23 protein-coding genes are annotated in these 25,436 nt (G+C 66.0%); 19 read left to right on the top strand and 4 right to left on the bottom strand.

The genetic code is table 11. From position 1 onward, the window contains the following. The first annotated feature begins 99 nt into the window (after window positions 1-99). A complete protein-coding gene (locus tag ACQR1H_RS13720) occupies window positions 100-1,122 on the top strand; it encodes an aldo/keto reductase (protein ID WP_434907670.1) in 1,023 nt (340 codons plus the stop codon). Window positions 1,123-1,598: 476 nt separating this feature from the next. On the opposite strand, the gene ACQR1H_RS13715 is transcribed toward ACQR1H_RS13720, so the two are convergent. Both ACQR1H_RS13715 and styA read right to left on the bottom strand, forming a co-directional pair. Further along, window positions 1,599-2,126, bottom strand: a complete 528-nt coding sequence (locus tag ACQR1H_RS13715; protein ID WP_434907669.1) for a flavin reductase family protein — start codon at window positions 2,124-2,126, stop codon at window positions 1,599-1,601. Between the two features lie 16 nt (window positions 2,127-2,142). Further along, a complete protein-coding gene (gene styA / locus ACQR1H_RS13710) occupies window positions 2,143-3,390 on the bottom strand; it encodes a styrene monooxygenase subunit StyA (RefSeq protein WP_434839834.1) in 1,248 nt (415 codons plus the stop codon). A 99-nt stretch (window positions 3,391-3,489) separates the two neighbouring features. Between styA and ACQR1H_RS13705 the strand changes: the two genes are divergently transcribed. The 4 genes from ACQR1H_RS13705 to ACQR1H_RS13690 all read left to right on the top strand — a co-directional run bounded on the left by ACQR1H_RS13705 (window position 3,490) and on the right by ACQR1H_RS13690 (window position 9,491). Next, entirely contained in the window at window positions 3,490-4,407 is a 918-nt protein-coding gene (locus ACQR1H_RS13705) for a LysR family transcriptional regulator (RefSeq protein WP_434907668.1), read from the top strand. 388 nt (window positions 4,408-4,795) lie between these two features. Continuing rightward, a complete protein-coding gene (locus tag ACQR1H_RS13700; RefSeq protein ID WP_434907667.1) occupies window positions 4,796-5,455 on the top strand; it encodes a hypothetical protein in 660 nt (219 codons plus the stop codon). Window positions 5,456-5,655: 200 nt separating this feature from the next. Beyond that, on the top strand, window positions 5,656-6,396 hold the full coding sequence (locus tag ACQR1H_RS13695; protein ID WP_434907666.1) for a metallophosphoesterase family protein: 741 nt from the start codon (window positions 5,656-5,658) through the stop codon (window positions 6,394-6,396). A 779-nt stretch (window positions 6,397-7,175) separates the two neighbouring features. Then, window positions 7,176-9,491 carry an ATP-binding protein gene (locus tag ACQR1H_RS13690; RefSeq protein WP_434907665.1) on the top strand — a complete coding sequence of 772 codons (2,316 nt, stop codon included), beginning with the start codon at window positions 7,176-7,178 and terminating at the stop codon, window positions 9,489-9,491. An 18-nt stretch (window positions 9,492-9,509) separates the two neighbouring features. Here ACQR1H_RS13690 and erpA read toward each other — a convergent pair whose 3' ends face one another. Further along, window positions 9,510-9,851 (bottom strand): iron-sulfur cluster insertion protein ErpA, encoded by a 342-nt coding sequence (erpA, locus tag ACQR1H_RS13685; RefSeq protein ID WP_315711699.1) that lies wholly within the window; start codon window positions 9,849-9,851, stop codon window positions 9,510-9,512. 112 nt (window positions 9,852-9,963) lie between these two features. Here erpA and ACQR1H_RS13680 point away from each other — a divergent pair, with 112 nt between their 5' ends. The 12 genes from ACQR1H_RS13680 (at window position 9,964) to surE (ending at window position 22,367) form a co-directional block, all read left to right on the top strand. After that, window positions 9,964-11,130, top strand: a complete 1,167-nt coding sequence (locus tag ACQR1H_RS13680) for a deoxyguanosinetriphosphate triphosphohydrolase (protein ID WP_434907664.1) — start codon at window positions 9,964-9,966, stop codon at window positions 11,128-11,130. Between the two features lie 8 nt (window positions 11,131-11,138). Then, on the top strand, window positions 11,139-12,935 hold the full coding sequence (gene argS, locus ACQR1H_RS13675; RefSeq protein ID WP_434907663.1) for an arginine--tRNA ligase: 1,797 nt from the start codon (window positions 11,139-11,141) through the stop codon (window positions 12,933-12,935). A gap of 95 nt (window positions 12,936-13,030) precedes the next feature. After that, window positions 13,031-14,593: an SPOR domain-containing protein gene (locus ACQR1H_RS13670; RefSeq protein ID WP_315799816.1), complete on the top strand. Its 1,563-nt coding sequence runs from the start codon at window positions 13,031-13,033 to the stop codon at window positions 14,591-14,593. Window positions 14,594-14,635: 42 nt separating this feature from the next. Beyond that, window positions 14,636-15,664: a beta-N-acetylhexosaminidase gene (nagZ, locus tag ACQR1H_RS13665; RefSeq protein WP_434907662.1), complete on the top strand. Its 1,029-nt coding sequence runs from the start codon at window positions 14,636-14,638 to the stop codon at window positions 15,662-15,664. Further along, window positions 15,661-16,500, top strand: coding sequence for a segregation and condensation protein A (locus ACQR1H_RS13660; protein WP_434872861.1), 840 nt, complete (start codon window positions 15,661-15,663; stop codon window positions 16,498-16,500). The genes nagZ and ACQR1H_RS13660 overlap by 4 nt, the downstream gene beginning before the upstream one ends. A 19-nt stretch (window positions 16,501-16,519) precedes the next feature. Beyond that, complete coding sequence (scpB, locus tag ACQR1H_RS13655; protein ID WP_434892051.1) at window positions 16,520-17,617, top strand: SMC-Scp complex subunit ScpB; 1,098 nt, start codon at window positions 16,520-16,522, stop codon at window positions 17,615-17,617. 279 nt (window positions 17,618-17,896) lie between these two features. Continuing rightward, on the top strand, window positions 17,897-18,130 hold the full coding sequence (locus tag ACQR1H_RS13650) for a twin-arginine translocase TatA/TatE family subunit (RefSeq protein WP_006614346.1): 234 nt from the start codon (window positions 17,897-17,899) through the stop codon (window positions 18,128-18,130). A gap of 112 nt (window positions 18,131-18,242) precedes the next feature. Beyond that, the gene (gene tatB, locus ACQR1H_RS13645) at window positions 18,243-18,770 is read left to right on the top strand and encodes a Sec-independent protein translocase protein TatB (RefSeq protein ID WP_315799819.1); all 528 of its coding nucleotides are present in this window, start codon (window positions 18,243-18,245) and stop codon (window positions 18,768-18,770) included. Beyond that, window positions 18,767-19,582, top strand: coding sequence for a twin-arginine translocase subunit TatC (gene tatC, locus ACQR1H_RS13640; protein ID WP_316178562.1), 816 nt, complete (start codon window positions 18,767-18,769; stop codon window positions 19,580-19,582). The genes tatB and tatC overlap by 4 nt, the downstream gene beginning before the upstream one ends. Window positions 19,583-19,712: 130 nt before the next feature. Beyond that, window positions 19,713-21,041: a serine--tRNA ligase gene (gene serS, locus ACQR1H_RS13635; protein WP_434882374.1), complete on the top strand. Its 1,329-nt coding sequence runs from the start codon at window positions 19,713-19,715 to the stop codon at window positions 21,039-21,041. Between the two features lie 103 nt (window positions 21,042-21,144). Further along, window positions 21,145-21,504 carry a hypothetical protein gene (locus ACQR1H_RS13630; protein ID WP_315799822.1) on the top strand — a complete coding sequence of 120 codons (360 nt, stop codon included), beginning with the start codon at window positions 21,145-21,147 and terminating at the stop codon, window positions 21,502-21,504. Window positions 21,505-21,599: 95 nt separating this feature from the next. Continuing rightward, window positions 21,600-22,367: a 5'/3'-nucleotidase SurE gene (gene surE / locus ACQR1H_RS13625; RefSeq protein WP_315799823.1), complete on the top strand. Its 768-nt coding sequence runs from the start codon at window positions 21,600-21,602 to the stop codon at window positions 22,365-22,367. Window positions 22,368-22,375: 8 nt separating this feature from the next. On the opposite strand, the gene ACQR1H_RS13620 is transcribed toward surE, so the two are convergent. After that, window positions 22,376-22,759 carry a response regulator gene (locus tag ACQR1H_RS13620; RefSeq protein ID WP_315799824.1) on the bottom strand — a complete coding sequence of 128 codons (384 nt, stop codon included), beginning with the start codon at window positions 22,757-22,759 and terminating at the stop codon, window positions 22,376-22,378. A 267-nt stretch (window positions 22,760-23,026) separates the two neighbouring features. Between ACQR1H_RS13620 and ACQR1H_RS13615 the strand changes: the two genes are divergently transcribed. Next, a complete protein-coding gene (locus ACQR1H_RS13615) occupies window positions 23,027-23,674 on the top strand; it encodes a protein-L-isoaspartate(D-aspartate) O-methyltransferase (RefSeq protein ID WP_434907701.1) in 648 nt (215 codons plus the stop codon). 107 nt (window positions 23,675-23,781) lie between these two features. After that, window positions 23,782-25,233 carry a LysM peptidoglycan-binding domain-containing M23 family metallopeptidase gene (locus ACQR1H_RS13610; RefSeq protein ID WP_315799825.1) on the top strand — a complete coding sequence of 484 codons (1,452 nt, stop codon included), beginning with the start codon at window positions 23,782-23,784 and terminating at the stop codon, window positions 25,231-25,233. Window positions 25,234-25,436 lie beyond the last annotated feature (203 nt).

Raw genomic sequence — 25,436 nt, 5'->3', positions numbered from 1 at the left:
GTCGGAATCACAGGCGGTGCAACAATGCCATGCACGGTGCGGCATGGTCGGGGGCGCGCGCTGCGCGTATTCATGCGGCCAATACCCAGGGAGATCATGATGGACCATCGACGTCTCGGCCATTCCGGCCTCCGCGTGCCCGCGCTCAGCTTCGGCACCGCGACCTTTGGCGGCAGCAACGACTTCTTCAAGGCCTGGGGCGGGACCGACGCTGACGGCGCCTCCCGGCTGATCGACGTCTGCCTCGATCATGGCCTCTCGATGTTCGACAGCGCCGACGTCTATTCGGACGGCCTGGCCGAGAGCATTCTCGGCCAGGCCATCAAAGGCAAGCGCAACCGCCTGCTGATCTCGACCAAGGCGACGTTCCCGAAAGGCAGTGGCCCGAACGACTATGGCTCCTCGCGCCAGCATCTGATCGAGGCGATCGACGGCTCGCTCGCGCGGCTCGGCGTCGACCACATCGACCTGTTCCAGCTGCACGGCCAGGACTACAACACGCCGGTGGAGGAGACGCTGTCCACGCTCGACCAGCTCGTGCGCGCCGGCAAGATCCGCTACATCGGCTGCTCCAACTTCTCCGGCTGGCACCTGATGAAGTCGCTGGCCGCCTCCGACCGCTACGGCTATCCGCGCTATGTCGCGCATCAGGCCTACTACTCGCTGCTCAACCGCGACTATGAGTGGGAGCTGATGCCGCTCGGCGTCGACCAGGGCGTCGGCGCCGTGATCTGGAGCCCGCTCGGATGGGGCAAGCTGACCGGCAAGATCCGCCGCGGACAGCCGGCCAAGCCCGGCACCCGCGCCCACGACATCGCCGGCACGGGACCGCATTACGAGGAGGAGCGGCTGTATCGCGTCGTCGATGCGCTCGACGGCGTCGCCAAGGAGACCGGCAAGACGATTCCGCAGGTGGCGCTGAACTGGCTGCTGCAGCGCCCGACCGTGTCGACCATCATCGTCGGCGCCCGCAACGAGAGCCAGCTCATGGAGAACATCGGCGCGCTCGGCTGGAGCCTGACGGCGGAGCAGGTGGCGACCCTCGATGCCGCCAGCGACATTCCCGCGGCCTATCCGGTCTGGCATCAGCGCGGCTTCCCGATGCTGAACGAGCGGCGCTAGCCGACGAGCGAAACTGCTGTGGACCATCGGCCGCAGGCCTCGTGCCTGCGGCGCCGATGCATTTGACGACGTCCCCCGGCCGGCACTAAAATCACGCTTCGATCGTCACGTGGCCGCGCTCCGGTCATTCTGGAGCCGCCACAACGGGGGGCATCGACCCCGGACCGATCGGCGGTTGAGCCTCACGACTGTGCCGGACCCGCAGTCTTCAATGTGACGATGTTTGGCTCACTAAGTCGTCCCGGCGAACCGCATCCGATTTGTGTTGAAGAGCGAAACTCTTGCTCCTCACCCTGAGGAGCCCGCCGCAGGCGGGCGTCTCGAAGGGCGAGGCCCACACTGTGGCCTCATGGTTCGAGACGGCGCTCCGCGCCTCCTCACCTTGAGGGGCCGCTCCGAGAGCGGCGCTGCACCTTGATCATGCGAAGCTGCTTACGGCGAACGATGGTGGCGTATTCGGCTCGCCGGCTGTGCGATCAAATGCTCCATCCCTCTGCCGGATAGGCCAGCGCTTCGCTTGGCCTGATCTCCGCGCCCAGCCCGTTGCAAAACCGGCTGGCGTAGAACGCCAGCGGCAGGCCGTCCTGGTGCCGGCACGAGCGCACTTCGCCGATGAACAGCGTGTGATCTGCGATCTCGATCGCGTTGACGACCTCGCAGTCGAACTGCGCGATCGCCTGCGGCAGCAGGAAGAATCCATCGCGTTCGTCGAAGCTTGGTGCGCCCTGCGGCAGCGGTGCGCCGGCGAAATGCCGGCCGATCGCGACGTCATCCGCCGCGAGCACGTTGACCGCATAGCGGCCGGAGGTACTCACCGCCTGCCAGGTGCGGCCGCGCTTCAGCGAGACCAGCACCGTGGGCGGCTGCATCGAGACCGTGGTGAAGCTGTTCGCGGTCATCCCGACCGGTGCGCCCTGGGCATCGCGGCTCGTCACGACGGTCACGCCTGTCGAGAACCGCGAGGCGGCAGCGCGAAAGCTGGCCGGGTCCGGATGATGGCTCATCGGCTTCTCTCCGCCATCACGCTGCGAGCCTTGCCCGGTCATCGATCCAGGCATGAATACGCCGGTCGCTCGCCAGCCGGTCCCACTGCCGCTCCGGATAGTTGAAATTGTCGGTGAACTCGTCACAGAGCGCGCGATCCTGCGCCATGGTGAAGATCAGCCGGCCCATCGCCTCCGACGGCGGCTGCAGCATCAGATTGGTCCAGCGCGCCGCGGCGAGCACGCGGTTCTCGCGCGCGCGATCGACCGTCTCGACGAAGCGGTCGTCGAACGCCACGGCCTCGGTGATCGCCTTGCCGAGTTCGAACGCGGCGTAGGAAGCCATGTTGGCGCCCTGGCCCATCATCGGATCGACCACGGAGTGCACGTCGCCGAGCGCGATCGCGATCTTGCCGTCGTCGAAGCTCACCGAGGAGCGCCGTACGGTCGGCACCACGGCGCCCTGCAAGAGGTCCAGCGGCTGCAGATCGAAGCGGTGCGTGTCGATCCGGTTGTAGGTGTGCGGATGGTGCTTTTCGAGCTTGTCGAGCAGCGTCTGCCGAAAGGCCGAGGGATCGGCGTCGTAGTTGAGCGACACCAGCTCGGCCATGTCGCCGCCGGGAATGTTCTCCATCAGCAGCGCCGTCTTCATGCCGCCGAAGGTCAGCGTCGGGATCACGATCATCTCGCCATGGCCCGGCGACACCGACAGCGTGACGCCGCGCGGATCGTCACCCTCGGGGCTGCCGTGATCGACGCCGTCATAGAGGCCGACGCAGAGCAGGCGCTGCGGCTGGTTGTAGGGCGACAGCTCCGGCCGATGGCTGAACATCCGCCCGAGCGCGCCCTTGCCGGTCGACACCACCAGCAGGTCGAAGCGCGCCACCAGCGCCGGAATGTCGTCGTCCTGGATGCTGGCGTATTCGATCGTGCCGCCGCGATCTTCGAAATCCTTCATCAGCGCCGGCAGGTAGATCCGGTAGTCGACCGCGCGGCTCGGCTGCTTGAAGGCGCCGCGGAAGAGCAGGGGGCTGCCCGGAAAATTGAAGAAGTGATCATGGTGGTGATAGACGACATCGGGATCGTCCCAGTGGTTCACGCCGAGCTCGTTCTCGCGCGCCACCGTGATGCCGTGATGCGCCACCGTGTTCATCAGCCGCGTTGCAGCATACTGCTCGGGCGCGCGATCCGTCAGGACGGTCGCCTGGATCCCGTGCTGCTGCAGATAGAGCGCCAGATGCAGCCCGCCGATGCCGGCGCCGACGATGCCAATCGACTTCTCCATGGGTCTCCCCTCCCTGTGATCTTTTTTGAGAGGCTAGACTAGGCCGCCTCCTGACGTATACGGAATAGCCAGAATAAAACTCATTCCGGGGAGGAATGGATGGACCGGATCGACGCGCTGCAGACCTTCATCCGGGTCATGGAGGCCGGCAGCTTCACCCAGGCTGCGGCTGATCTCGGCCTGGGACAGCCGGCGATCACCAAGCGCATCGCGCTCTTGGAGGAACAGTTCGGCTGTCGGCTATTCGTACGCACCACGCGCAAGCTGCGGCCGACCGCCGAGGCCGACCGCGTGCTCAAGCTCGCCAAGGACATCGTCACCTTGTTCGAGAGCGCGGGCATTCCATCGCCGAAGCGCGTCGGCGCGCCCTCGGGCACCTTGCGGATGACGGTGCCGACCTCGTTCGGCCGCACTTTCTTCCGCGACATTTTCGCCGAATATGGCCGTCGCTATCCAGAGGTGCGGCTCGATATCCGCTTCACCGAGCAGTTCGTCGACCTCGTGGAGACTGGCACGGAGCTCGCCATCCGCATCGGCGTGCTCAGCTCGAGCTCGCTGGTCGCGCGCCGCGTCGGCACGGTCAAGCGGCTGCTGGTCGCGGCGCCATCGCTGCTCGCGCGGCATCGCCCACCGCGGCTGCCGAACGATCTGCGCCAGCTGCCCTGCGTGACCTATTCGCGGCTGTCGCCGAAGAACGAATGGAGCTTCGAGTCCGAGACCGGGCGCCACGTCGTCGGCATCACGCCGTCGCTGACCTGCGACGATGCCGACATCATGGCCCTAGCAGCGCTGGAAGGCCTCGGCGCCGCCGTCCTGCCGGACTGGTGCGCGGTGTGCCACATCGCCTCCGGCAAGCTCGTCCACCTGCTGCCGGACTACGATGTGCCGTCGCTGCCGCTCCACGTTGTCTATCCCGACCCGCAATGGATGTCGCACCGCGCCCGCCTGTTCCGCGACCTGATCATCGAGCGCGCGGACGTGTTCGCGATTGGTGCGGCAATGGCCACAAGAGTATAGCGATGTTAGAACTCATTGTAGGTGAGGTCAGAATGAGCGCGGTGCCCGTGAATGCGCCCTCTCCCCTTGCGGGAGAGGGCTTGTAGGACAGCGCGGCAAGCTCGGTTGGGTGAGGGGATGTCTCCACAAGCCGCGATCGCGGAGAGATACCCCTCACCCGAATGAGTGCGTCGAGAAGCCGGTGCAGCCCTCTCCCGCAAGGGGAGAGGGCGCTGTATCAGGCAGCGCACGCTGCTGCGCCATCGATTTCCTCTGCAGATCCGATCAGCGCAAACGCTTGTTAACGCTGAGTATGAACATCACCGGCGCTCTGATTGACGCGCCGTCTCATCTGCCCGCAATCTCCGCGCGATTGCGCAAACAGTCATATTGCAGGGGCAGGGGATCGATGAACGAGGCCGTGAAGCCGGGCATTCCGCTGTGGTTCAAGCTTGCCTACAGCGCGTTCTGCGCGGTGCTGGTGCCGACCTATCTGATGGCCTACGGCCCGACCAACTTCCTGTATTTCTGCGACGTCGCGCTGTTGACCACGCTGGCCGCGGTCTGGCTGGAGAGCCCGCTGCTCGCCTCGGCGCCGGCGGTGGGAATCCTGCTGCCGCAGGCGTTGTGGGTCGTCGACTTCCTCGGCACCGCTGCCGGCGTGCCATTGACGGGCATGACGGCCTATATGTTCGACGCCAAGCTGCCGCTGTTCACCCGCAGCCTGTCGTTCTTCCATTTCTGGCTCCCGTTCGTGCTGGCCTGGCTGGTCTGGCGGCTCGGCTATGATCGCCGCGCCTTCGCGGTCTGGACCGTCGCCGCCTGGGCGCTGCTGTCGGTGTGCTACTTCCTGATGCCGCCGCCACCCGCGACCAGCGACCTGCCGGTCAACATCAACTACGTGTTCGGCCTCAGCGATGCCCTGGCGCAGAGCTTCATGCCGGGTCCGGCATGGTTCGCGATGCTGCTGATCGGCCTGCCGCTCGTGATCTTCTATCCGACCCACCGACTGCTGCTGCGCTATGCAGGCCGCGCGCCGGTGTTGACGGTTGTTCCTGCAAGGTTGTGATCCGCGCGCCTCGTTGAGGATCGTCGGCACGCGCCGCCCGCTGGCGTCGCTTCGGACACCGGCCTCTCCGCCGTCATTGCGAGCGAAGCAATCCAGAGTCCCACGCGCGGCCTGGATTGCTTCGCTTCGCTCGCAATGGCGAAGATGCTAAGGCTTTGCCTTGAACGGACCGATCGAACCGCGTGACGAAGGAGACGACGATGCGGCTGGCAGTGATTTCCGATGTGCATGGCAATCTGCCGGCGCTGGAGGCGGTGCTCGCGGACATCGAGACACGCGGCGTCGATGCCACCGTCAATCTCGGCGATTGCGTCACCAGCCCGCTGTGGCCGCGCGAGACATTCGACCTGCTGCGGTCGCTGGAGTTGCCGACCGTGCGTGGCAATCACGACCGCTGGATCGAGGAGTTGCCGGAAGAGAGGCTCTCTCCCGCCGGTCGCTTCGCTCGCGCGGCGCTGACCGCCGAGCAGCGCCGGGTGTTGCACGCGCTTCCGCCACGGATCGCGCTGGACCATGGCATCCTCGCCGTCCACGGCACCCCAGACGATGACTGCGCGCTTCTGCTCGAGGAGATGCTCGATGACGGCCGCTACGTGCCGGCGCGCCGCGACGTGCTGGCCTCGCGCCTCGTCAATCTCGGCGGTGCCACGCTCGTGCTGTGCGGCCACAGTCATCGGCAGGCGATGGTGCAGGTGCCGCGCGGACCCCTGGTGGTCAATCCCGGCAGCGTCGGCTGTCCGGTGTTCGGCGACATTCCTATTGCGGCACAGCTCGAATATCGCTCGCCGCACGCCCGCTACGCCGTGCTGACGGAGCGCCGCGGACATTGGCAGGCCGAGCTGCTGGCGCTGACCTATGACTGGGATCGCGCGGCGGCGCGCGCCGCCGAAAACGGCTTTCCGCATTGGGCCGGCGCCTACGCCTCGGGCGCGGTGATCTGACAGGGTACGACGACGCGGTGCTTGGCGAGGTACTTGGCGAGGCGCTATGCGATCGGCCATGCCCGTCGGGCAAATCAAGGCCGCTTCATCGCTGTTGTGCGCGATGCAACGGGCGGCATCGGCTTTAAATCTGCCTGCGCGCAGAAATTCATTTCTCCAACGCCTTCAAGCTGATTTGCCCTGTCCAGTCCTGCTGCGAAAAATATCGCTGTTTCGTTTTTCCGGAATTCATGCTTCGATGGGCCCGTCCCGCCCCGGCACGAGGGGCGTATCGCGATCGTCATGACACGCGGGGTGGGATGCGATGGGCGCTTGGGGCTGCAGCATGGCTGATGCCGTGCGGACGAACAGCCCTGGCGCACGCCGAAATCGCATGGTCCTGGCCTCCCGATGCTGAGGCCAAGCCGGTGGGGACGATGATCCGCCGGCGACGGGGGCAAGACAGCCGGTCCCCGGGGAGAGTGCGTATAAGGCGTAGAGCCGTCGTGCAGGGAATGCCGGTTGACCGGCTGGACCTGTGGTGACTGCCGCCTGCTTTCTTTCTGCAGGCGGGCCATGGGTTGCGGCCAGCACCCGGCATTCCCTGCGCCCTCGACCTGAACGAGGGGGACATGGACGATCATGACTCGGGCACATCGTGCCGCGGGAACGACGAGTTGCATCCAGCCCTGTCAGCGCGCGCATTCGGAGGTTCCGTAATTCTACGGGCGGAACAATTAACGCGGCTGAAGCAGCCGATCAGGCATGGCAAGGGATCACAAGGAAGGTTCTGCGCCCACATGAATTGGCCTGGGGACTCCTCGATCGCGAAGCGTACCGTGGGCGGCAGTCTGCTGGGCGCCTTCTTCCTTTGGATCAGCGGTTTCAACGCCATCGAAGGCCTCGACGACGAAGCGCTGACCGAGCGCGATCGCCGGCGTATCCGGGCACGGCAGGTCGATGCCGTCGCGCGCCTTGTCCCCGTGACCATCGGCATCAATTTCGCGAACGCGGCCATCATTCTCGGCGTGTTCTGGAACACGGTCTCCAATCTCTTCCTGATCGCGTGGGGCACTGCGATCGGCGTGGCTGGCGGCATGGCGCTGCGCGGCTGGTGGCGCGCGCGCAAGTCGCGGCCGCAGGAGGCGTCCGAACGCGCCACCTCCCGGATGACGCTGCAGGCGTTTTTCTTGGCGACCATCTGGGGATCGCTGCCGCTGATCGTGATGCCGCAGGTCGATCCGCATCTGCAGATCATCGTGGGCTCGCTGATGACCGGGATGATCTCCGGTGGCGCGTTCGCGATGTCGAGCGTGCCGCGGGCTGGTCTCGCCTACACCTGGACCCTGATGCTCGCCTCGGTCGGCTCGCTTTTTCTTTGCGGCGGCGCGACCTATCTCGTGCTCGTCGTGTTCCTGCTGCTCTACACCTCGTTCATGGTGCGGCACCTGGTGTCGCACGGCAACGTGTTCCTGGAAAACCTGAAGGCGCAGATCCGGCACGAGCGCCAGAACGAGACGATCTCGCTGCTTCTGAAGGAATTCCAGGAGAACGCCGCGAGCTGGCTGTGGCAGACCGATGCCGAGGGCCGTCTGATCGACGCGCCGCAGCGCTTCGCCGACGTGGCCCAGCTTCCGCTCGATCAGCTCAAGGGCGAGCGGCTGATCGATACGCTGAAATATCTCTGCCCGACGGATACGGCGACGCTCAAGACGTTCGCCGATCGGATGGCGCAGCGGCTGTCGATCCCGGAGATCCTGATCCACGTCGTGGTCGCCGGCGGCGAGCGCCGCCGTTGGGCGCTGACGGCGCGGCCGGCGCGGGATCACGAGGGCAAGTTCGCAGGCTATCGCGGCTTCGGCCGCGACGTCACCGAGCGCTGGCGCGCCGAGCAGGCGGAAGCTGAAAGCCGCGCCAAGTCCGACTTCCTGGCGATGATGAGCCACGAGATCCGCACGCCGATGAACGGCGTGCTCGGGCTCGCCTCGACCTTGCTGGAGACCAAGCTCGACGACGAGCAGCGTCATGCGGTCATGACGATCCGCGAGTCCGGCGACAACCTGCAGCGCATCCTCAACGACATCCTCGATCTGTCCAAGCTCAACGCCGGCAAGCTCGAATTCGAGACGGTGGAGTTTTCGCCGGCGGCGCTGGTCGAGGCGGTCACCGCCATCATGGGCGTCAACGCGAAATCGAAGAGCCTGCTGGTCAACGCGGATATCGATCCGAAGCTGCCGCCGGCGCTCAAGGGCGACGTGGCGCGCATTCGTCAGGTGCTGATCAATCTCGCCTCCAATGCGGTGAAGTTTACCGAGCAGGGAGGCATCACCATCGCCGTGGCCTGCCGCGCGCGCGACGATCAGAAGGCGACCATCGAGTGGCGCGTCTCCGACACCGGCATCGGCATTCCCGCCGATCGGGTCGGCAAGCTGTTCACGGATTTCGCCCAGGCCGATGCCTCGATCAACCGCCGCTTCGGCGGCACCGGGCTCGGGCTCGCGATCTCCCGGCGGATCATCGAGCAGATGGGCGGGGTCATCGCGGTGTCGTCGGTGCAGGGCGAAGGCTCGACCTTCCGCTTCAGCCTGACCTTGCCGTGGAGCGACAAGCAGGTGTCCGATCAGCGCGGCGACCGCGTCGGCGCCGGCGACCTCAAGGCGCGGATCGAGGCGCTCGGTCGTCCCTTGCGCGTGCTGATCGCCGAGGACGACGCCACCAACCGCATGGTGGTGTCGAAGATGCTGCAGGAGTTCCCGGTCGACAAATGCATCGTCCCGGACGGCTTGCAGGCAGTGAAGGCGGCCGACGAACGGGAGTTCGACCTGGTGCTGATGGATGTCCGCATGCCGGAGATGGACGGCATCACCGCGACCCGGGCCATCCGGGCGAAGGGCGGACGGCTTGTCGCGCTGCCGATCATCGCGCTGACCGCGAATGCCTTCCCCGACGATATCAAGCAGTGCCGCGAGGCCGGCATGACCGACTTTCTGGCCAAGCCGTTGCGCAAGCCGGCGATGGTGGCGGCGATGCTGAAGGCGATCGGAACGCCCGCGCCGAACGTCGAGGCGCCGGCGCTTGCGCCGTCCGATGTCCCGGCCGCGACGGCGGAGGCCTGAGCCGATAATGAGGGGGCGCTAGACCGAGAAACTGGTGCCGCAGCCGCAGGAGGCGGTGGCGTTGGGATTATTGACCCGGAACGAGGCGCCCATCAGGTCGTCGACGAAATCGACCTCCGAGCCGGCGAGAAACGGCACCGAGGCGGGATCGACCAGCACCACGGCGCGATCGCGCTCGATGACGAGGTCGTCGTCGGCCTTGGCACGGTCGATGTCGAACTTGTACTGGAAGCCGGAGCAGCCGCCGCCTTCGACCGAGATGCGCAGCATCGCGCCGGCGCTCTCCTTGCCGAGGATCTCGCCGATGCGGCGGGCTGCGCGTTCGCTGATGGTGACGGGGCCGGTCGAGGCATCAGTCATGGCAGGAGGTCTCCGAGAGCAGTGCGTCATGCCCTATTCATTTGGTCGCGGGCACTCCCCATAGTTAAGTGGGCTCCGCCGAGGAATCAAATCGCAAAAGGAACAATCGCCCGTGTCGGTCGGAATGGCTGCCCCCCGCGCTCCCTATTCCTGCGATCCCGATCGCAGCCGGGGCCGCCTGTTCGTCGAGCCGCCGTCGCGCACCCGCAGCCCGTTCCGCAGGGATTGCGACCGGGTGATCCATTCGACCGCCTTCCGCCGGCTGAAGCACAAGACCCAGGTGTTCGTCTTCCACGAAGGCGACCATTACCGCACCCGCCTGACCCATTCTTTGGAAGTCGCCCAGATCGCCCGCGCCCTGGCCCGCCAGTTCGGCCTCGACGAGGACCTGACGGAGACGCTGGCCTTGGCGCATGATCTCGGACATCCGCCGTTCGGCCATGCCGGCGAGCGCGCGCTGAACCGCTGCATGGCGGAGCATGGCGGCTTCGACCACAATGCCCAGACATTGCGCATCGTCACCTCGTTCGAGCAGCGCTACCCCGATTTCGATGGCCTCAACCTGACCTGGGAATCGCTCGAAGGCATCGTCAAGCACAACGGGCCGTTGCAGGCGCCGATCCCGCCGGGAATCGCCGAGTTCAATGCCCGGTTTGACCTGGAGCTGTGGAGCTACGCCTCGCTCGAGGCCCAGGTCGCCGCGCTCGCGGACGACATCGCCTATGACGCCCACGACATCGACGACGGGCTGCGGGCCGGCCTGTTCACGGTCGATGACCTCCAGGAGATTCCGCTGCTCGCGGCGATGATCGCCGAGATCGACCGGCAATATCCGGCGCTCGACCCGATCCGGCGCGGCGCCGAGCTGGTGCGCGAGCTGATCTCCTACCTGATCGCCGCCGTAGCGGCCGAAGCCGAGCGCCGGATCACGCGGGCGCAGCCGATGTCGCCGCACGACATCAGGCGGCACAGCGGGCCGCTGGTGGCATTTCCGGCCGATGTCGCCGAGCACGAGGCGACGATCAAGGGGTTTCTCTGGCAGCGGATGTACCGCCATGAGCGGGTGATGCGGGTGATGCGCGACGCCGAGCGCATCGTCGCCGACCTGTATGGCCGCTACCATGAGGACGGTTCGACGCTGCCCGCAGGCTGGCTGGACGGTTGCGACGGCGAGGGCGATCGGGCTCGCCGCATCGGCCATTTTATCGCCGGAATGACGGACCGTTTCGCCTTAACCGAGCACCACCGGCTTTTTGACTCGACTCCGGATTTGCGTTAGGCGGCGGCATGGTCGAACAAGCTTCCACCCCTTACCTTTTTGCCGACATGCTCGCGCGTGTCCACGCCGTCTGCGCTGCGCTCGCCAAGCAGGGCGGCTGGCCCGAGGGCATCGATTTCTCGCGCGTGGTGGTCGAGCCGCCGCGCGATCCGAGCCATGGCGACATGGCCACCAATGCCGCGATGGTGCTCGCCAAGGAGGCGAGGGCCAAGCCGCGCGAGCTCGCCGAACAGATTGCCGAGCGCCTGCGCGCCGACGAGCTGGTCGCCAAGGCCGACGTCGCCGGACCGGGCTTCATCAACCTGACCCTGCAGCCGACCGTCTGGGCGCAAGCGCTCGGCACGATCCTGCGCGAAGGCGCTGCCTACGGCCGCGTCGCGCCGGTGTCCGGCGCGCCGAAAGTCAATGTCGAATACGTGTCGGCCAATCCGACCGGGCCGATGCATGTCGGGCACTGCCGCGGCGCCGTGTTCGGCGATGCGCTATGCAGCCTGCTGCAGTTCGCCGGGCGCGACGTCACGCGCGAGTACTACATCAACGACGCCGGCGCCCAGGTCGACGTGCTCGCGCGCTCCGCCTTCCTCCGCTATCGCGAGGCGCTCGGCGAGGACATCGGCGCGATTCCGGATGGGCTCTATCCCGGCGACTATCTCAAGCCGGTCGGGCAGGCGCTGGCGACCGAGCACGGCGACAAGCTCAAGGCCATGCCTGAGACCGAGTGGCTGCCGATCGTACGCGACAAGGCGATCACGATGATGATGGCCGAGATCAAGGACGATCTCGCCGCGCTCAACATCCGTCATGACGTGTTCTTCTCGGAGCGTTCGCTGATCGCAGGTAGCACCAACAAGGTTGCCGACACGATCGAGTTCCTGCGCGAGCGGGGCGACGTGTATGAAGGCCGTCTGCCGCCGCCGAAGGGCGCGCCGCCCGAGGACTGGGAGGATCGCGAGCAACTGCTGTTCCGCGCTACCGCCTATGGCGATGACGTCGATCGTCCCCTGATCAAGTCGGACGGCAGCTACACCTATTTCGCCTCCGACATCGCCAATCACCGGCACAAGTTCGAGCGCGGATTCGCCGACCTGATCGACGTGTTCGGCGCCGATCACGGCGGCTACATCAAGCGCATGCAGGCGGCGGTGAAAGCGGTGACCGCCGGACAGGCGGTGCTCGACGTCAAGGTCGTGCAGCTCGTCAAGCTGTTGCGCAATGGCGAGCCGGTGAAGATGTCGAAGCGCTCCGGCGACTTCGTCACCTTGCGGGAAGTTGTTGATGAAGTGGGGCGCGATGCGGTCCGTTTCATGATGCTCTATCGCAAGAACGACGCTGTGCTCGATTTCGACCTGGCCAAGGTGATCGAGCAGTCGCGCGACAATCCGGTGTTCTACGTCCAGTACGGTCACGCGCGGGGGCATTCGATCTTCCGCAATGCGCGGGAGAGCGTGCCCGAGCTGCCGGAGGAGGAGGGGGCACGGCTGGCGTTCCTCCGCGAGGCCAACCTCGAAAAACTCTCCGACTCGGCCGAACACGACCTCTTGAAACGCCTGGCACTGTACCCACGTACGGTGGAGAGCGCGGCCCTGGCGCATGAGCCGCACCGGATCGCCTTCTACCTGTATGAACTTGCAAGCGAATTTCACGCCCTCTGGACGCGGGGGCGGGATTTGCCCTATTTACGCTTCATTATCGATGATGATGCAGAATTGACCAAGGCACGTTTGGCCATGGTTCAGGGCGTCGTCTCGGTTCTGGCGTCGGGACTTGCGGTCTTGGGCGTTAATGCTCCTGATGCAATGCGCTGATTGGGGGAAACACACGACTTCAGTTGGGGGCCTCAATCTGGCAGGGTCCGCCTTAGGACGCATATGCGGCTCACCCGCAGGGACGCTTCATCACGATGGCTGATCGTTACCAGGACAGACCCTTTCCCGCTGACGGTTTTGGCCGTGGTGGAAACCAGCAGGCCGATGCCGATCCGCTCGCCGAACTCGCTCGCCTGATCGGGCAGAACGATCCTTTTGCCGCCTCGGGCCGGGCCACCCCGCAGTCTCAGCCGCGCCCGATGGCGCGGCCCGCGGCGCCCGCGCCGGAACAGCCGGTCCCCGGCATGCCTTCAGCCGGGGCCCCGGCCTGGATGCAGCGAGCTCAGCCTGCCGCCGCCAACCCCTTCGCCGACATGGGCCGCGAGCCGCCGCAGCCGGCGCCCGCACCGCCGGCCTTTCCGGCGGGCTATCAGGATCCGCGCGGCCAGCCAGGCTTTCCTGATCAGGATTTCGCGCCCGCGCCCGCTCCCCGGCAGCAGCAGGGTTATCCGAACGCGGAGTTTGCCGATCAGTTGTCCAAGCTCGACTACAGCGTCGGCGAGTCGCGCCACGGGTTCGCCGAGAATGATCGCGACTACAACCGCGACAATGGCTTCGATGACAACGAGCCGGACTCCTCGCGCTATGACGATGCGCTGTTCGGGCAGATGGGCTCGGGACAGCAGGGGTTTCAGGGCGACAACGATTTCCAGGACAGCCAATACGGCTATCAGGACGGTTACGACGAAGGCGAGGAAGAGGAGCGGCCGCGGCGGCGCAGCGGCATGAGCACCGTGCTCGCGGTGCTGACCCTTGCGGTGGTCGGCACCGGCGGCGCCTACGGCTACAAGACCTACATCTCGTCCGGCCGGACCGGCGAGCCGCCGATCATCCGCGCTGACAACAGTCCGACCAAGATCATGGCCCAGCAGGATCCGACGCCGAAGGTGCCGGATCGGCTGCTCGGCAATGACGGCGGCGAGAAGCTGGTGTCCCGCGAGGAGACGCCGATGGATCTGAACACCCGCGGCGGCAATCCGCGCGTGGTGTTCCCGCAGATGAACCAGAATGCGGCTCCGCCGCCGGTCAGCGCCGGGGCGGCCCCGATGTCGCAGATGGCCAATGCCAATGGCATTTTGCCCAACAGTGATCCGCGTCCGATCAAGACGCTGTCCGTGACGGGAGGCAATCAGGCCGCCGCGGTCGATCCGCCGATGCCTGCGACGCCTGCAACCAAACCGGCGGCGACGCCGAAGGGCCGTAAATCGCCGGCCAACGCCAACGCGTCGGCCGCCAACGACAGCCCGATGCCGCTGACACCGCAGCCGGCCGCGCCGGCGAGCGCGCCGGCCCGGATCGCCGCCGCCGTGCCGGTCACCGAGCAGACCCAGAACGATCGGACCGGCGGTTATCTGGTCTCGATCTCGTCGCAGGCCAGCGAGGCCGAGGCGATGACATCGTACAAGGCGGTGCAGGACAAGTACGGCGCCGTGCTGGGCAAATACGAGCCGATCATCAAGCGGATGGATCTGGGTGAGAAGGGCGGCGTCAGGTACCGCGCGGCCGTCGGGCCCTTCGCGACGAAGGAAGAGGCCAACAAGATGTGCGGATCGTTGAAAACTGCCGGCGGACAGTGTTTCCCGTTTAGCAACAATTAAGGCTCGCTTGACCGCCTCCGAGGCGGGGTCTATGCGGCCCGCATGACCATGCGGGCTTTCATTACCGGCATCTCCGGACCTGATCTCAGCGACGCCGAGCGCGCGTTCATCCGCGAGTTCAGGCCCTGGGGTTTCATCCTGTTCAAACGCAACGTCCAGTCACCCGCCCAAGTGACTGAACTGGTTGAGGAATTAAGGGCCTGCGTCGGCCGCGCCGACGCTCCCGTCCTGATCGACCAAGAGGGTGGCCGGGTGCAGCGCCTGGGGCCGCCGCATTGGCCGGCCTATCCCGCCGGCGTGGTGTTCGACCGTCTCTACGACCTTGATTCGGCCGCAGGCCTCCGTGCCGCCTGGCTCAGCGCCCGCCTGATCGCCGATGACCTGATCGCGCTCGGCATCACCGTGGATTGCCTGCCGCTCGCCGACGTCCCCGTCGCCGGTGCCGATGCCGTGATCGGGGATCGGGCCTATGGCACGACGCCAACGAAGGTCGCTGCAATTGCCCGGGCGGTGACGGAGGGGCTGGAGCAGGGCGGCGTGCTGCCGGTCCTGAAGCACATTCCGGGGCATGGCCGGGCCACCGCCGACACCCATTTCCGCCTGCCGACCGTGGACGCGCCAGAAGCGGAACTCGACGCCACCGATTTCGCCGCCTTCGGGCTGCTGGCCGACCTCCCGATGGCGATGACTGCACATGTTGTGTTTAGCGCGATCGACGCCGCCCATCCGGCCACGACTTCTGCGACAATGATCGAACGGGTGATTCGCAAACGGATCGGGTTCCAGGGTTTGTTGATGAGTGATGACGTTTCCATGAACGCATTGGCCGGATCGATCGCCGAGCGCACGCGTGCGATCGTGGCGGCCGGCTGCGACATGGTTCTGCATTGCAACGGCAATCTCGACGAGATGCAGGCCGTGGCCGCCGAGACGCCGGAGCTGGCCGGCCAAGCCCTGATCCGCGCCGATCGTGCACTTGCGGCGCGCAAGGCGCCCACGGGCTTCGATCGTGACGCCGCGCGCGGCGAGCTCGACGCCTTGATCAACCGGCTGGGACCCGCGAGCGCATGACCGCTGAAATTCTGTCGTTTGAAACCGGCCGTCCCACGACGGAGCTGGCCGAGGCCGAGCCGGCGTTGGTCGTCGACGTCGAGGGCTACGAGGGCCCGCTCGATCTGCTGCTCGCGCTGGCGCGGCAGCAGAAGGTCGACCTCGCCAAGATCTCGATCCTGGCGCTCGCCGACCAATATCTTCAGTTCATCGAGGCCGCCCGCAAGATCCGGCTGGAGCTCGCCGCCGACTATCTCGTGATGGCGGCCTGGCTCGCCTTTCTGAAGTCGCGCCTGCTGCTGCCCGAGCCGCCGGCGCAGGAAGGTCCGAGCGCCGAGGAGATGGCCACGGCACTTGCCAACCGGCTGCGCCGGCTGGAGGCGATCCGCGAGGCCGCCAATCGCCTGATGAACCGGCCGCAGTTCCAGCGTGACGTGTTCCCGCGCGGCAACCCGGAGGCCATCGCGGAGGTCCGTCGTCCCAAGTTCACCGCGACCCTGTTCGACCTGCTTTCGGCCTATGCCATCCAGCGGCAGTCGCGCGTCGTCACGTCCGTTCATATGGCCAAGCGCACCGTCTGGTCGCTCGCCGAGGCGCGCGCGTCGCTCGAACGGCTCGTCGGCATGACGGAGGTGTCGGACGACTGGGGATGTCTCGACGACTACCTGCTGGACTACGTCGTCGAGCCTGCACAGAAGGCCACCGTCTTCGCATCGAGCTTTGCGGCCGTCCTCGAACTGGTCCGCGAAGGCAGGCTCGAGCTGAACCAGAAGCAGGCGTTCGCGCCGCTGTATTTTCGTAAGCGTCCACCGATCCAGCCCGGCGCCATGGCTGCGCCGGACTTGACGGTTGAGTAACGAACAAGGAGACCCTGCCATGGCAAGCTTGGCGGAACTGCGCATGGAAGAGCCCGACGAGATCGCGATCGAGCCCGCGGCGCGCCCCGAAGAGTTGCGCATCCTCGAGGCTCTCCTGTTTGCCTCGGCCGAGCCGCTCGAGCAGGCCGCGCTCGCCAAGCGTATGCCTGAAGGTGTCGACATCAAGGCCGCACTGGCGCAGCTGCAGGCGGAGTACGCCAATCGCGGCGTCAATCTCGTGCGCGTTGCCAGCAAATGGACCTTCCGCACCGCCGGCGATCTCGCCTGGCTGATGACGCGCGAGAGCACCGAGACGCGCAAGCTGTCGCGTGCGGCGATCGAGGTGCTGGCCATTGTCGCCTATCATCAACCGGTGACGCGCGCCGAGATCGAAGAGATCCGCGGCGTCGTCACCTCCAAGGGAACGCTGGACGTTCTGCTGGAGACCGGCTGGATCAAGCCGCGCGGGCGCCGCAAGACCCCAGGCCGTCCGCTGACCTTCGGCACCACCGATGCGTTCCTGGCCCAGTTCAGCCTGGAGACCCTGGGCGATCTGCCAGGCCTGGAAGAGCTGAAGGGCACGGGCCTGCTGGATTCCCGTCTGCCGACCGGCTTCACCGTCCCGACGCCATCGGACGATCCGACGCTCCGGGAGGACGAGGAGCCGCTGGATCCGGGCGATCTCGATCTGGCGCTTGCGCCGGCGGTCGAGGCCGAACCTGGCGACGCTGAGGCGGCAGAGGCCGAAACGGCGGAGATGGAAACAGTCGCAGCCGAGACGGCGGCGGCCGAGGCTGCCGAGGGCGAGATGGGAACCGCCGAGACCGCGGTTCAGGACGACGCCTCGTCGCAGGTCGCCGTTGGCGATCTGGAACTGCCCGGCACCGATGCGGAAACCGACACGACGGAGGTGGACTTCGCCGTCGAGGAGACCGAGCTCGAGCAGGAGGACGAGGCCGTGACCGAGCTCGTCGAAACTTCTGCCGAGGCTCAGGCTCAGGTGGAGGACGAGGCAGAAGCAGAGGCCGAGATCGACGCGGCAGACCATGAGATCGACGCAGCCGATGGCGAGCACGACCGCGATACCGACGAGGACGGCTCGCCGCACCAAAACTAGTGGTCGGAGCTGTTAACACTCGCGTTATTACGTAGGTCCCGCCGCGAATTGTCGGACCTTAAGTGCTTGTTTTTGGAGGCGTTGGCGCCTACCTTCCGCCCAGATCGGGCTGTCCGCGCGCTATTTTCGGCCGGTGCTAGGCCGCGTTCGTGTTGCTGTTTCGCAATCGAATGCTAGAAGCGAAGTGTCGCGGTCAAGTCCATGGATATGACGCGGTTTCGGCGGTAGCGTCGACGGGCAGTCGGGTGAAGGCTGCGCCGGTGTTTGGAGGGTTGCAGGATGGGTTCGCTTAGCATTTGGCACTGGATCGTCGTGATCGCGGTCGTCCTGCTGTTGTTCGGGCGCGGCAAGATTTCCGATCTGATGGGCGACGTCGCGCAGGGCATCAAGGCGTTCAAGAAGGGCATGCAGGACGACGACAAGGCGCCGGAGAAGACCGAGCCCGTCAAGTCGATCGATCATGGCGCCACGCCTTCGGCCACCCGCACGGATGTCGGCAGCAAAGCCGTTTGATCTGCGCGTGAAAGGCGCGGGCGGCGCGCCCCCGCAGGGACGGCACCGGGACCTGTTCAGGCAGGCCCGGGCAGGCGGGATCAGAGGCGTCGTCGCGTAGGCGGATTGTTTCATGTTCGATATCGGCTGGAGTGAGCTGCTCGTCATTGGGGTCGTCGCGTTGATCGCGATCGGTCCCAAGGAGCTTCCGGGCGTCCTGCGCATGGTCGGGCAATGGATCGGCAAGGCGCGCCGGATGGCCTCGGAGTTCCAGGGCCAGTTCCAGGAGGCGATGCGCGAAGCGGAAATGGCCGACCTCAAGAAGAGTTTCGACGAGGTCCGTGAGGCCGCCAGCGGTTTCACCCCGACCGGCGTGATCTCCTCGTTGCAGCGCGACGTCGACAAGGCTCTCGATATCGAGGGGATCGACAAGCCTACTGAGCCGGCGCCCGCACCGGACGCGGCCGCTGCTTCGTCCGAGCCTCCTTTGATGACCCCGACGACCCCCGAACCGCCACAGGCCGAGACCTTCGTGGAGGCTGAAGCTCATCAACCGGTGGGCGAGCCGCTGGCGATCGTACGTGAAATCAAGCCCGAGCCGCAGCCCGAAATGTCTGCGTCAGCAGAAGCTGAACGCCTGAAGGACGCCAAAGCGTCATGACCGTCGAAGATATCGAGGCCAGCAAGGCCCCGTTGATGGACCACCTGATCGAGCTGCGGTCGCGGCTGATCAAGGCGCTGCTCGGCTTCGGCGTGGCCTTCATCTTCTGCTTCTTCTTCGCCAAGCAGATCTACAACATCCTGGTGCTGCCGTTCGTCTGGGTGGCAGGTGCCGAGAACAGCAAGTTCATCTACACCCAGCTGCTCGAATATTTCATCACGCAGCTCAAGCTGGCGATGTTCGGCGCCGGCTTCATCTCCTTTCCGATCATTGCGACGCAGATCTACAAGTTCGTGGCGCCCGGCCTCTACCGCCACGAGCGCAATGCTTTCCTCCCTTACCTGATAGCGACCCCCGTCTTCTTCGTGCTCGGCGCCATGCTGGTCTATTTTGCGGTGTGGCCGATGATCGTGCGCTTCTCACTCGGCATGCAGCAGCTCGGCGGCCCCGAGACGGCGCAAATCGCGTTGATGCCAAAGGTCGGCGAATATCTGTCGCTGATGATGTCGCTGATCTTCGCCTTCGGCATCGCATTCCAGCTCCCGGTCATCCTGACCCTGCTTGGGAGGATCGGCATCGTCACCTCGCAGATGCTGAAGGAGAAGCGGCGCTATTTCATCGTGATCGCCTTCATCATCGCGGCCGTCCTGACGCCGCCCGACGTGCTCAGCCAGGCCTCGCTGGCATTGCCGCTGCTGGCCCTCTACGAGGGCGCGATCATCGCGGTCGGCATCGTCGAGAAGCAGGCGGCTGCGGCCAAGGCGGGCTCTTCGTCGGGCTCCGGCAACTTGCCGACCACGCCAGCGGAATAGGGCAGGCCCGCAAGCCCGGGCTCCATCCCGGGCGTTGCCTGTTCCCATCCGCCGCCTTTCGCGGTAGTGCAGGCCGGCCCGTGATCCACGGCGACTCGCCGACATCTTTCGTTCCCAGGACCGAACGACCATGCACGACATCAGATCGATCCGTGACAACCCGCAAGGTTTCGATGCGGCGCTGACGCGCCGGGGTCTGTCGCCCCAGTCGTCGCAACTGCTGGGCATCGACGAGCGGCGTCGCGCGGCGATCCTGGCGTCCGAGCAGGCGCAGGCCCGGCGCAACGCCGCTTCCAAGGAAATCGGCGAGGCCAAGAAGGCCAAGGACGAGGCGCGTGCGAGCGCGTTGATGGAGGAGGTCGCGAGGCTCAAGACCACGATGCCGGAGCTCGAGGCCGCAGCGAAGCAGGCCGACCAGGAGCTGGCGCGCGAGCTGTCAGCGATTCCGAATCTGCCGCTCGACGAAGTGCCCGACGGCAAGGACGAGCACGACAATGTCGAGCGCCATGTGTTCGGCGCCAGGCGCAACTACGCGTTCGCGCCCAAGCCGCATGACGACATTGGTTCACCGCTCGGCATGGACTTCGAGGCGGCCGCAAGACTGTCGGGCGCGCGGTTCGTCGTCCTGAAGAAGGGACTGGCGCGGCTGGAGCGCGCGCTTGGGCAATTCATGCTCGACCTGCACACGACCGAGCACGGCTACACCGAGATCAACCCGCCGCTGCTGGTGCGTAACGACGTCATGTTCGGCACGGGACAATTGCCGAAGTTCGAGGACGACCAGTTCTGGGCCGTGAAGGGCGAGCTGATTGCGGAGCCGGATGATCGCCTCAAGACCGAGCGGCTCGGACTCATTCCAACTGCTGAGGTTGCCCTGACCAACCTCGTGCGCGAGTCCATCGTCGACGAGAAGGAGCTGCCGATGCGGCTCACGGCGCTGACGCCGTGCTTTCGCGCCGAGGCGGGCGCGGCCGGCCGCGACACTCGCGGCATGATCCGCCAGCATCAGTTCACCAAGGTCGAGCTGGTCTCGATCACGACGCCGGAAACCAGCAAGGACGAGCATGAGCGCATGCTGGCCTGCGCCGAGGAGGTGCTGCGCCGGCTCGATCTGCACTATCGCGTCATCACGCTGTGCACCGGCGACATGGGCTTCTCCTCGCAGAAGACCTACGACATCGAGGTCTGGATGCCGGGGCAAGGCGATGGCGGCGCCTTCCGCGAGATCTCCAGCTGTTCGGTGTGCGGCGACTTCCAGGCGCGCCGCATGGATGCACGCTATCGCGGAAGTGACGGCAAGCCGCGCTTCGTGCACACATTGAACGGCTCGGGCACGGCTGTCGGCCGTGCGCTGATCGCGGTCATGGAGACCTATCAGCAGGCCGACGGCTCGATCGCGGTCCCCGACGTGCTGCAGCCCTATATGGGCGGCCTCAAGGTGGTGGCCGCCGAGCCATAGCGCCGCGGCAAATTGCATCCGCCCCGGTCGCCGCCATTGCGTGGCGGCCGGCGGGTCGTATCCTCCGGTTCTGTTCAGCAATTGCTTTTCAGAAACCGGCAACATGGTCCTGCATCGGGATATTTTCTGGATCGGGCGGCAATGGGCCGTCACCGGCTCCGGCATCCAGGCGGTCGATCAGCGCCTGAAGGGAGCGTTCGACGTCGATCGCTCGAGGGTCTGGGACGAGGGTCTGCACGACTCGCTGCGCGATCAGCCCTGGTTCAACCCGGTCGACTTCGAGAAGGCGTTGAGTGTCGCGCGGGCCCGGTTTGCAGCAGTGCCGCCGACCGAGCCTTCAGCAGTGCCGGCGCCTCCTGCTCAGCAGGCAGCCGGCGTATCCGGCACGTCCAGCCTACCGTTGAGGCTGGGCATACGAGGGCAGCTCGCCAGGTTCCTGCCGCAGTGGCGGATCCGGCATTGACCGGGTGATGCCGGCGAGCGCTCGGGTTTGCCTCGCTGCTGCACAGCAGATAAGACACCCCCGAACGATGCTTTCGAAGAGACGGAAGGTTGGCCATGCGGATTCTCTGCACCAATGACGACGGGATCCATGCGCCGGGTCTCAAGGTGATCGAGGAGATCGCACGGGCCCTGTCCGACGACGTCTGGATCGTGGCGCCCGAGCTCGACCAGAGCGGCGTGTCGCATTCGCTCTCGCTCAATGATCCGTTGCGGCTGCGCGAGGTCGGCCCGCGCCACTTTGCCGTGCGCGGCACGCCGACCGACTGCGTCATCATGGGGGCCCGGCATATCCTGGGGGCGAAGCTGCCCGACGTGGTGCTGTCCGGCGTCAACAAGGGCCGCAACGTTGCCGAGGACGTGGTCTATTCGGGCACCATCGCCGGCGCGCTCGAAGGCACCATTCTCGGCTTGCCGTCGTTTGCCCTGTCGCAGGAATTCAGCATCGCCACCCGCGACAAGCCGTCCTGGGACACCGCGCTCAAATTCGGCCCGCAGATCGTGCGCAAGGTGCTCGAAGCCGGCGTGCCGAGGAATACAGTGATCAACGTCAACTTCCCCGCCTGTGCACCGGAAGAGGTCAGGGGCGTCGTGGTCACCCGCCAGGGCAAGCGCAATCTCGGCTTCTTGAAGGTCGATGAGCGGCGCGACGGCCGCGGCAACCCCTATTTCTGGATCGGCTTCGACCGGGCAGCTTCGCTCGATCTGCCCGACGAGGGGACGGACCTCGCAGCTCTCGCGGCGCACTACGTGTCAGTGACTCCGCTTCGCCTGGATCGCACGGACGAGGCGTTCTCCGGCAAGCTCAGCGACATTCTCGGCTGAAGCGCCTTCTACCCCTGCGGCTCAGCGCCACGCAGGGCATGATCGATCGCCTTTCCGAGCGTCTCGAGCTGGAACGGCTTCTGCAGGGCCGGCCGGTCGCGATATTCTTCCGGCAACCCCGACGAGCCGTAGCCGGTTGCGAAGATGAAGGGCCGGTTGCGCGCCTTGATGAGATCGGCCACCGGCGAGATGACCTTGCCGTTGACGTTGACGTCGAGAATGGCAACGTCGAAATAGGTGCTCTCGGCCAGCCGCATCGCTTCGCCGATTTCGCCGGCCTCGGCCGCGACGGTGTAGCCGAGCTCTTCCAGCATGTCGGCCACCATCATTCGGATCATGACTTCGTCTTCAACCAAAAACACAGAGCCGCGCGGCGGCCGCGGTGCAGTCATGATGTCAGTCCTTGCCCATATCCGATTTGACGCTCGCAAATAACGGCTTATGGCGCAACGTCAACAATGTCGTCTTTCATGGCCGTGCGGCGTGGGCACGATCGCCCATAAGGTGAACGAACCGGACCCGACTTGGTTCCTCGTGCGGAACGCGGTCGTCGTCGGGACCATGACGGTGCATCCTGGTTGCGACGGGCGCGCGGAAAATCGGTGCGCAACCCTCGCCCGGCAGGTAAATTGCGCAGGAGCCCACCAACCGACATCCCGATGCCCCCAGCTGCTCCTCCCGAGAAAATGATGTTTCAGCTGACCCTGCGTCGGCGCGGGATCAGCGATCAGGCGGTGTTGCGTGCGATGGAAGAGGTGCCGCGGGAGGAGTTCGTTCTGCCGGCCGACCGCCCGGACGCCTATCGCGACAGCGCGATGGCGATCGCTTGTGGACAGACCATCAGCCAGCCCTTCGTCGTCGCCTACATGACCGAGCAGCTCAAGCTGCAGAAGTCCCATCGTGTCCTCGAAATCGGGACGGGGTCGGGGTACCAGGCCGCGATTCTGTCCAGGCTGGTTACCAACGTCCTGACGGTGGAGCGCTTCCGGACATTGGCCGACAAGGCCAGGGAGCGGTTGGAGAAGCTCGGCTGCTTCAATGTCGAGGTCATGCTCGGCGATGGCTACGCGCTGCCGCCGGGGGGCGGCCAGTTCGACCGCGTCATCGTAACGGCGGCGATGGATGAGATTCCCCAGAGCCTGCTCGACCGGCTGGAGCCGGACGGTATCCTGATCGCGCCGGTCGGGCCGCAACACGGGGTGCAGACGCTCGTCAGGATCACGCGGACGGGTGATCGTCTCGACCGAAAAGAGCTCGTCGACGTGCGATTTGTGCCGGCAATTCCGGGAATTGCGCGCGAACTCTAAAGAGACGGATCAGCAGGCCGCACAACGCTTTATTCGCGGCTTAAGCGCTTATTTACCGCGGCTGTGTTTACTCGAATTCGTTGTTTGTTGCGTACGAGTGAGTAACCATGCCCGCCACTGTCGAGTTGCTTCGCTCGCGCCGCCTGCCGCAGGTTGCGGCGTTGGCGCTGATGTCATTCGGCGTCGCCGGCTGCAGCGCCGACATGTCGACGCGGCTGTCGCAGACGCAAAATCCGTTTTCAAACCCGTTTGCATCCGATTCCACCGGGTCGGTGCAGGCGCAGCCGCCCCGGCAGCACCAGCAATATAGCCAGTCCTACACGCCGGCTCCCGCGCCGGCGCCAGCCTATTCGTCCGCGGCGCTGCCGCCCCCGGCGGTCGGGGCTCCGCAATCCTATCCGACGGGCGGCGGTGCCGGAGGCATGTCGTCGGGTGGGCGCGGCGTCGCATCCTATGCGCCACCCGCTGCGGTCCCCGTCGCAGCGCCCGCCGTCGCCGCACCCCAGGCCTATGCACAGCCGGCGCATTCCTATGCTCCGCCGGCCCAGCCGCGGCTCGAGACCACCGGCACCGTGCCGCCGCGTTCGGTCGCGGCCGCGCGTCCTGCCAGTGGCACCAAGATCATCGTCGGCACCAGCGATACGCTCGACATCCTCGCCAAGCGCTACCGCGTGACGCCGGCTGAGATCCTGGCTGCCAACGGCTACAAGGGGCCGCGCGCGTTGTCGCCGGGCCAGCAGCTGATCATTCCGCATCCTGGCGCGGTGGCGGCTGCGCCCGCGGCCCAGCCCGTTGCTGCGGCGCCAATGATCGCGCCGAAGCCGGTGGCGGCCGCAGCACCGTCCACCGTCCACTTCGTCAACCGCGGCGAGACACTCGCCAGCATCGCCCGCCAGAATCATCTGACGGCGGCTGAGCTCGCCCGCGCCAACAACATCGATCAGGCATCGCCGCTGAAGCTCGGGACCAGGCTGACCGTCCCTGGCAGGGCCGTAGCGGCAGCCGCGCCGGTGGCCCCGGTCGCAACCGTTCCCCAGGCGGTTGCGACCGTGCCGGCGCCAGCGCCGACGACGCGGGTTGCGGCGGCAGGTCCGGTCCAGAGCGCCCGCCTGGCCCAGGCCAATCCGGCGCCCGAGAAGGAGGAGGAGCCGGCGCGGCCGGCCGAAACCACCAGCTCGCTGCCGACCTTCCGCTGGCCGGCTCGCGGCAAGGTGATCACGAGCTACGGCGCCAAGACCAACGGCAAGTCCAACGACGGCATCAACATCGCCGTGCCCGAGGGCACCCCGGTGAAGGCAGCCGAAGATGGCGTCGTCGCTTACGCCGGCAATGAATTGAAGGGCTATGGCAACCTGGTCCTGGTGCGGCATTCCAACGGCTATGTCACCGCATATGCCCATGCGAGTGAGCTGATGGTGAAGCGCGGTGATCCGATCAAGCGCGGCCAGGTCATTGCCAAGTCGGGTCAATCGGGAGAAGTCGGATCGCCGCAGCTCCACTTCGAGATCCGCAAGGGATCGTCTCCGGTTGACCCGCTGCAATTCCTCAACGGGGCGTGAGCCGCGACGCCTGCCGTCCTCACATGCAAGGGCTCGCCTCTGGGCGAGCCCTTGTCGTTGAGGCGGGATATCAGCCAAAGGCGTCATTGCGAGCGCAGCGAAGCAATCCAGGGTGGTGTGCGGGACTCTGGATTGCTTCGCTGCGCTCGCAATGACGGAGGCTGAGACTGGTTGCGTGCCACGCAGGCGGCTGTCATCGCCTG

Source organism: Bradyrhizobium sp. HKCCYLRH2015, assembly GCF_051168215.1.
Taxonomy (GTDB): Bacteria; Pseudomonadota; Alphaproteobacteria; order Rhizobiales; family Xanthobacteraceae; genus Bradyrhizobium.
This window is presented reverse-complemented; position numbering and strand designations above follow the sequence as displayed.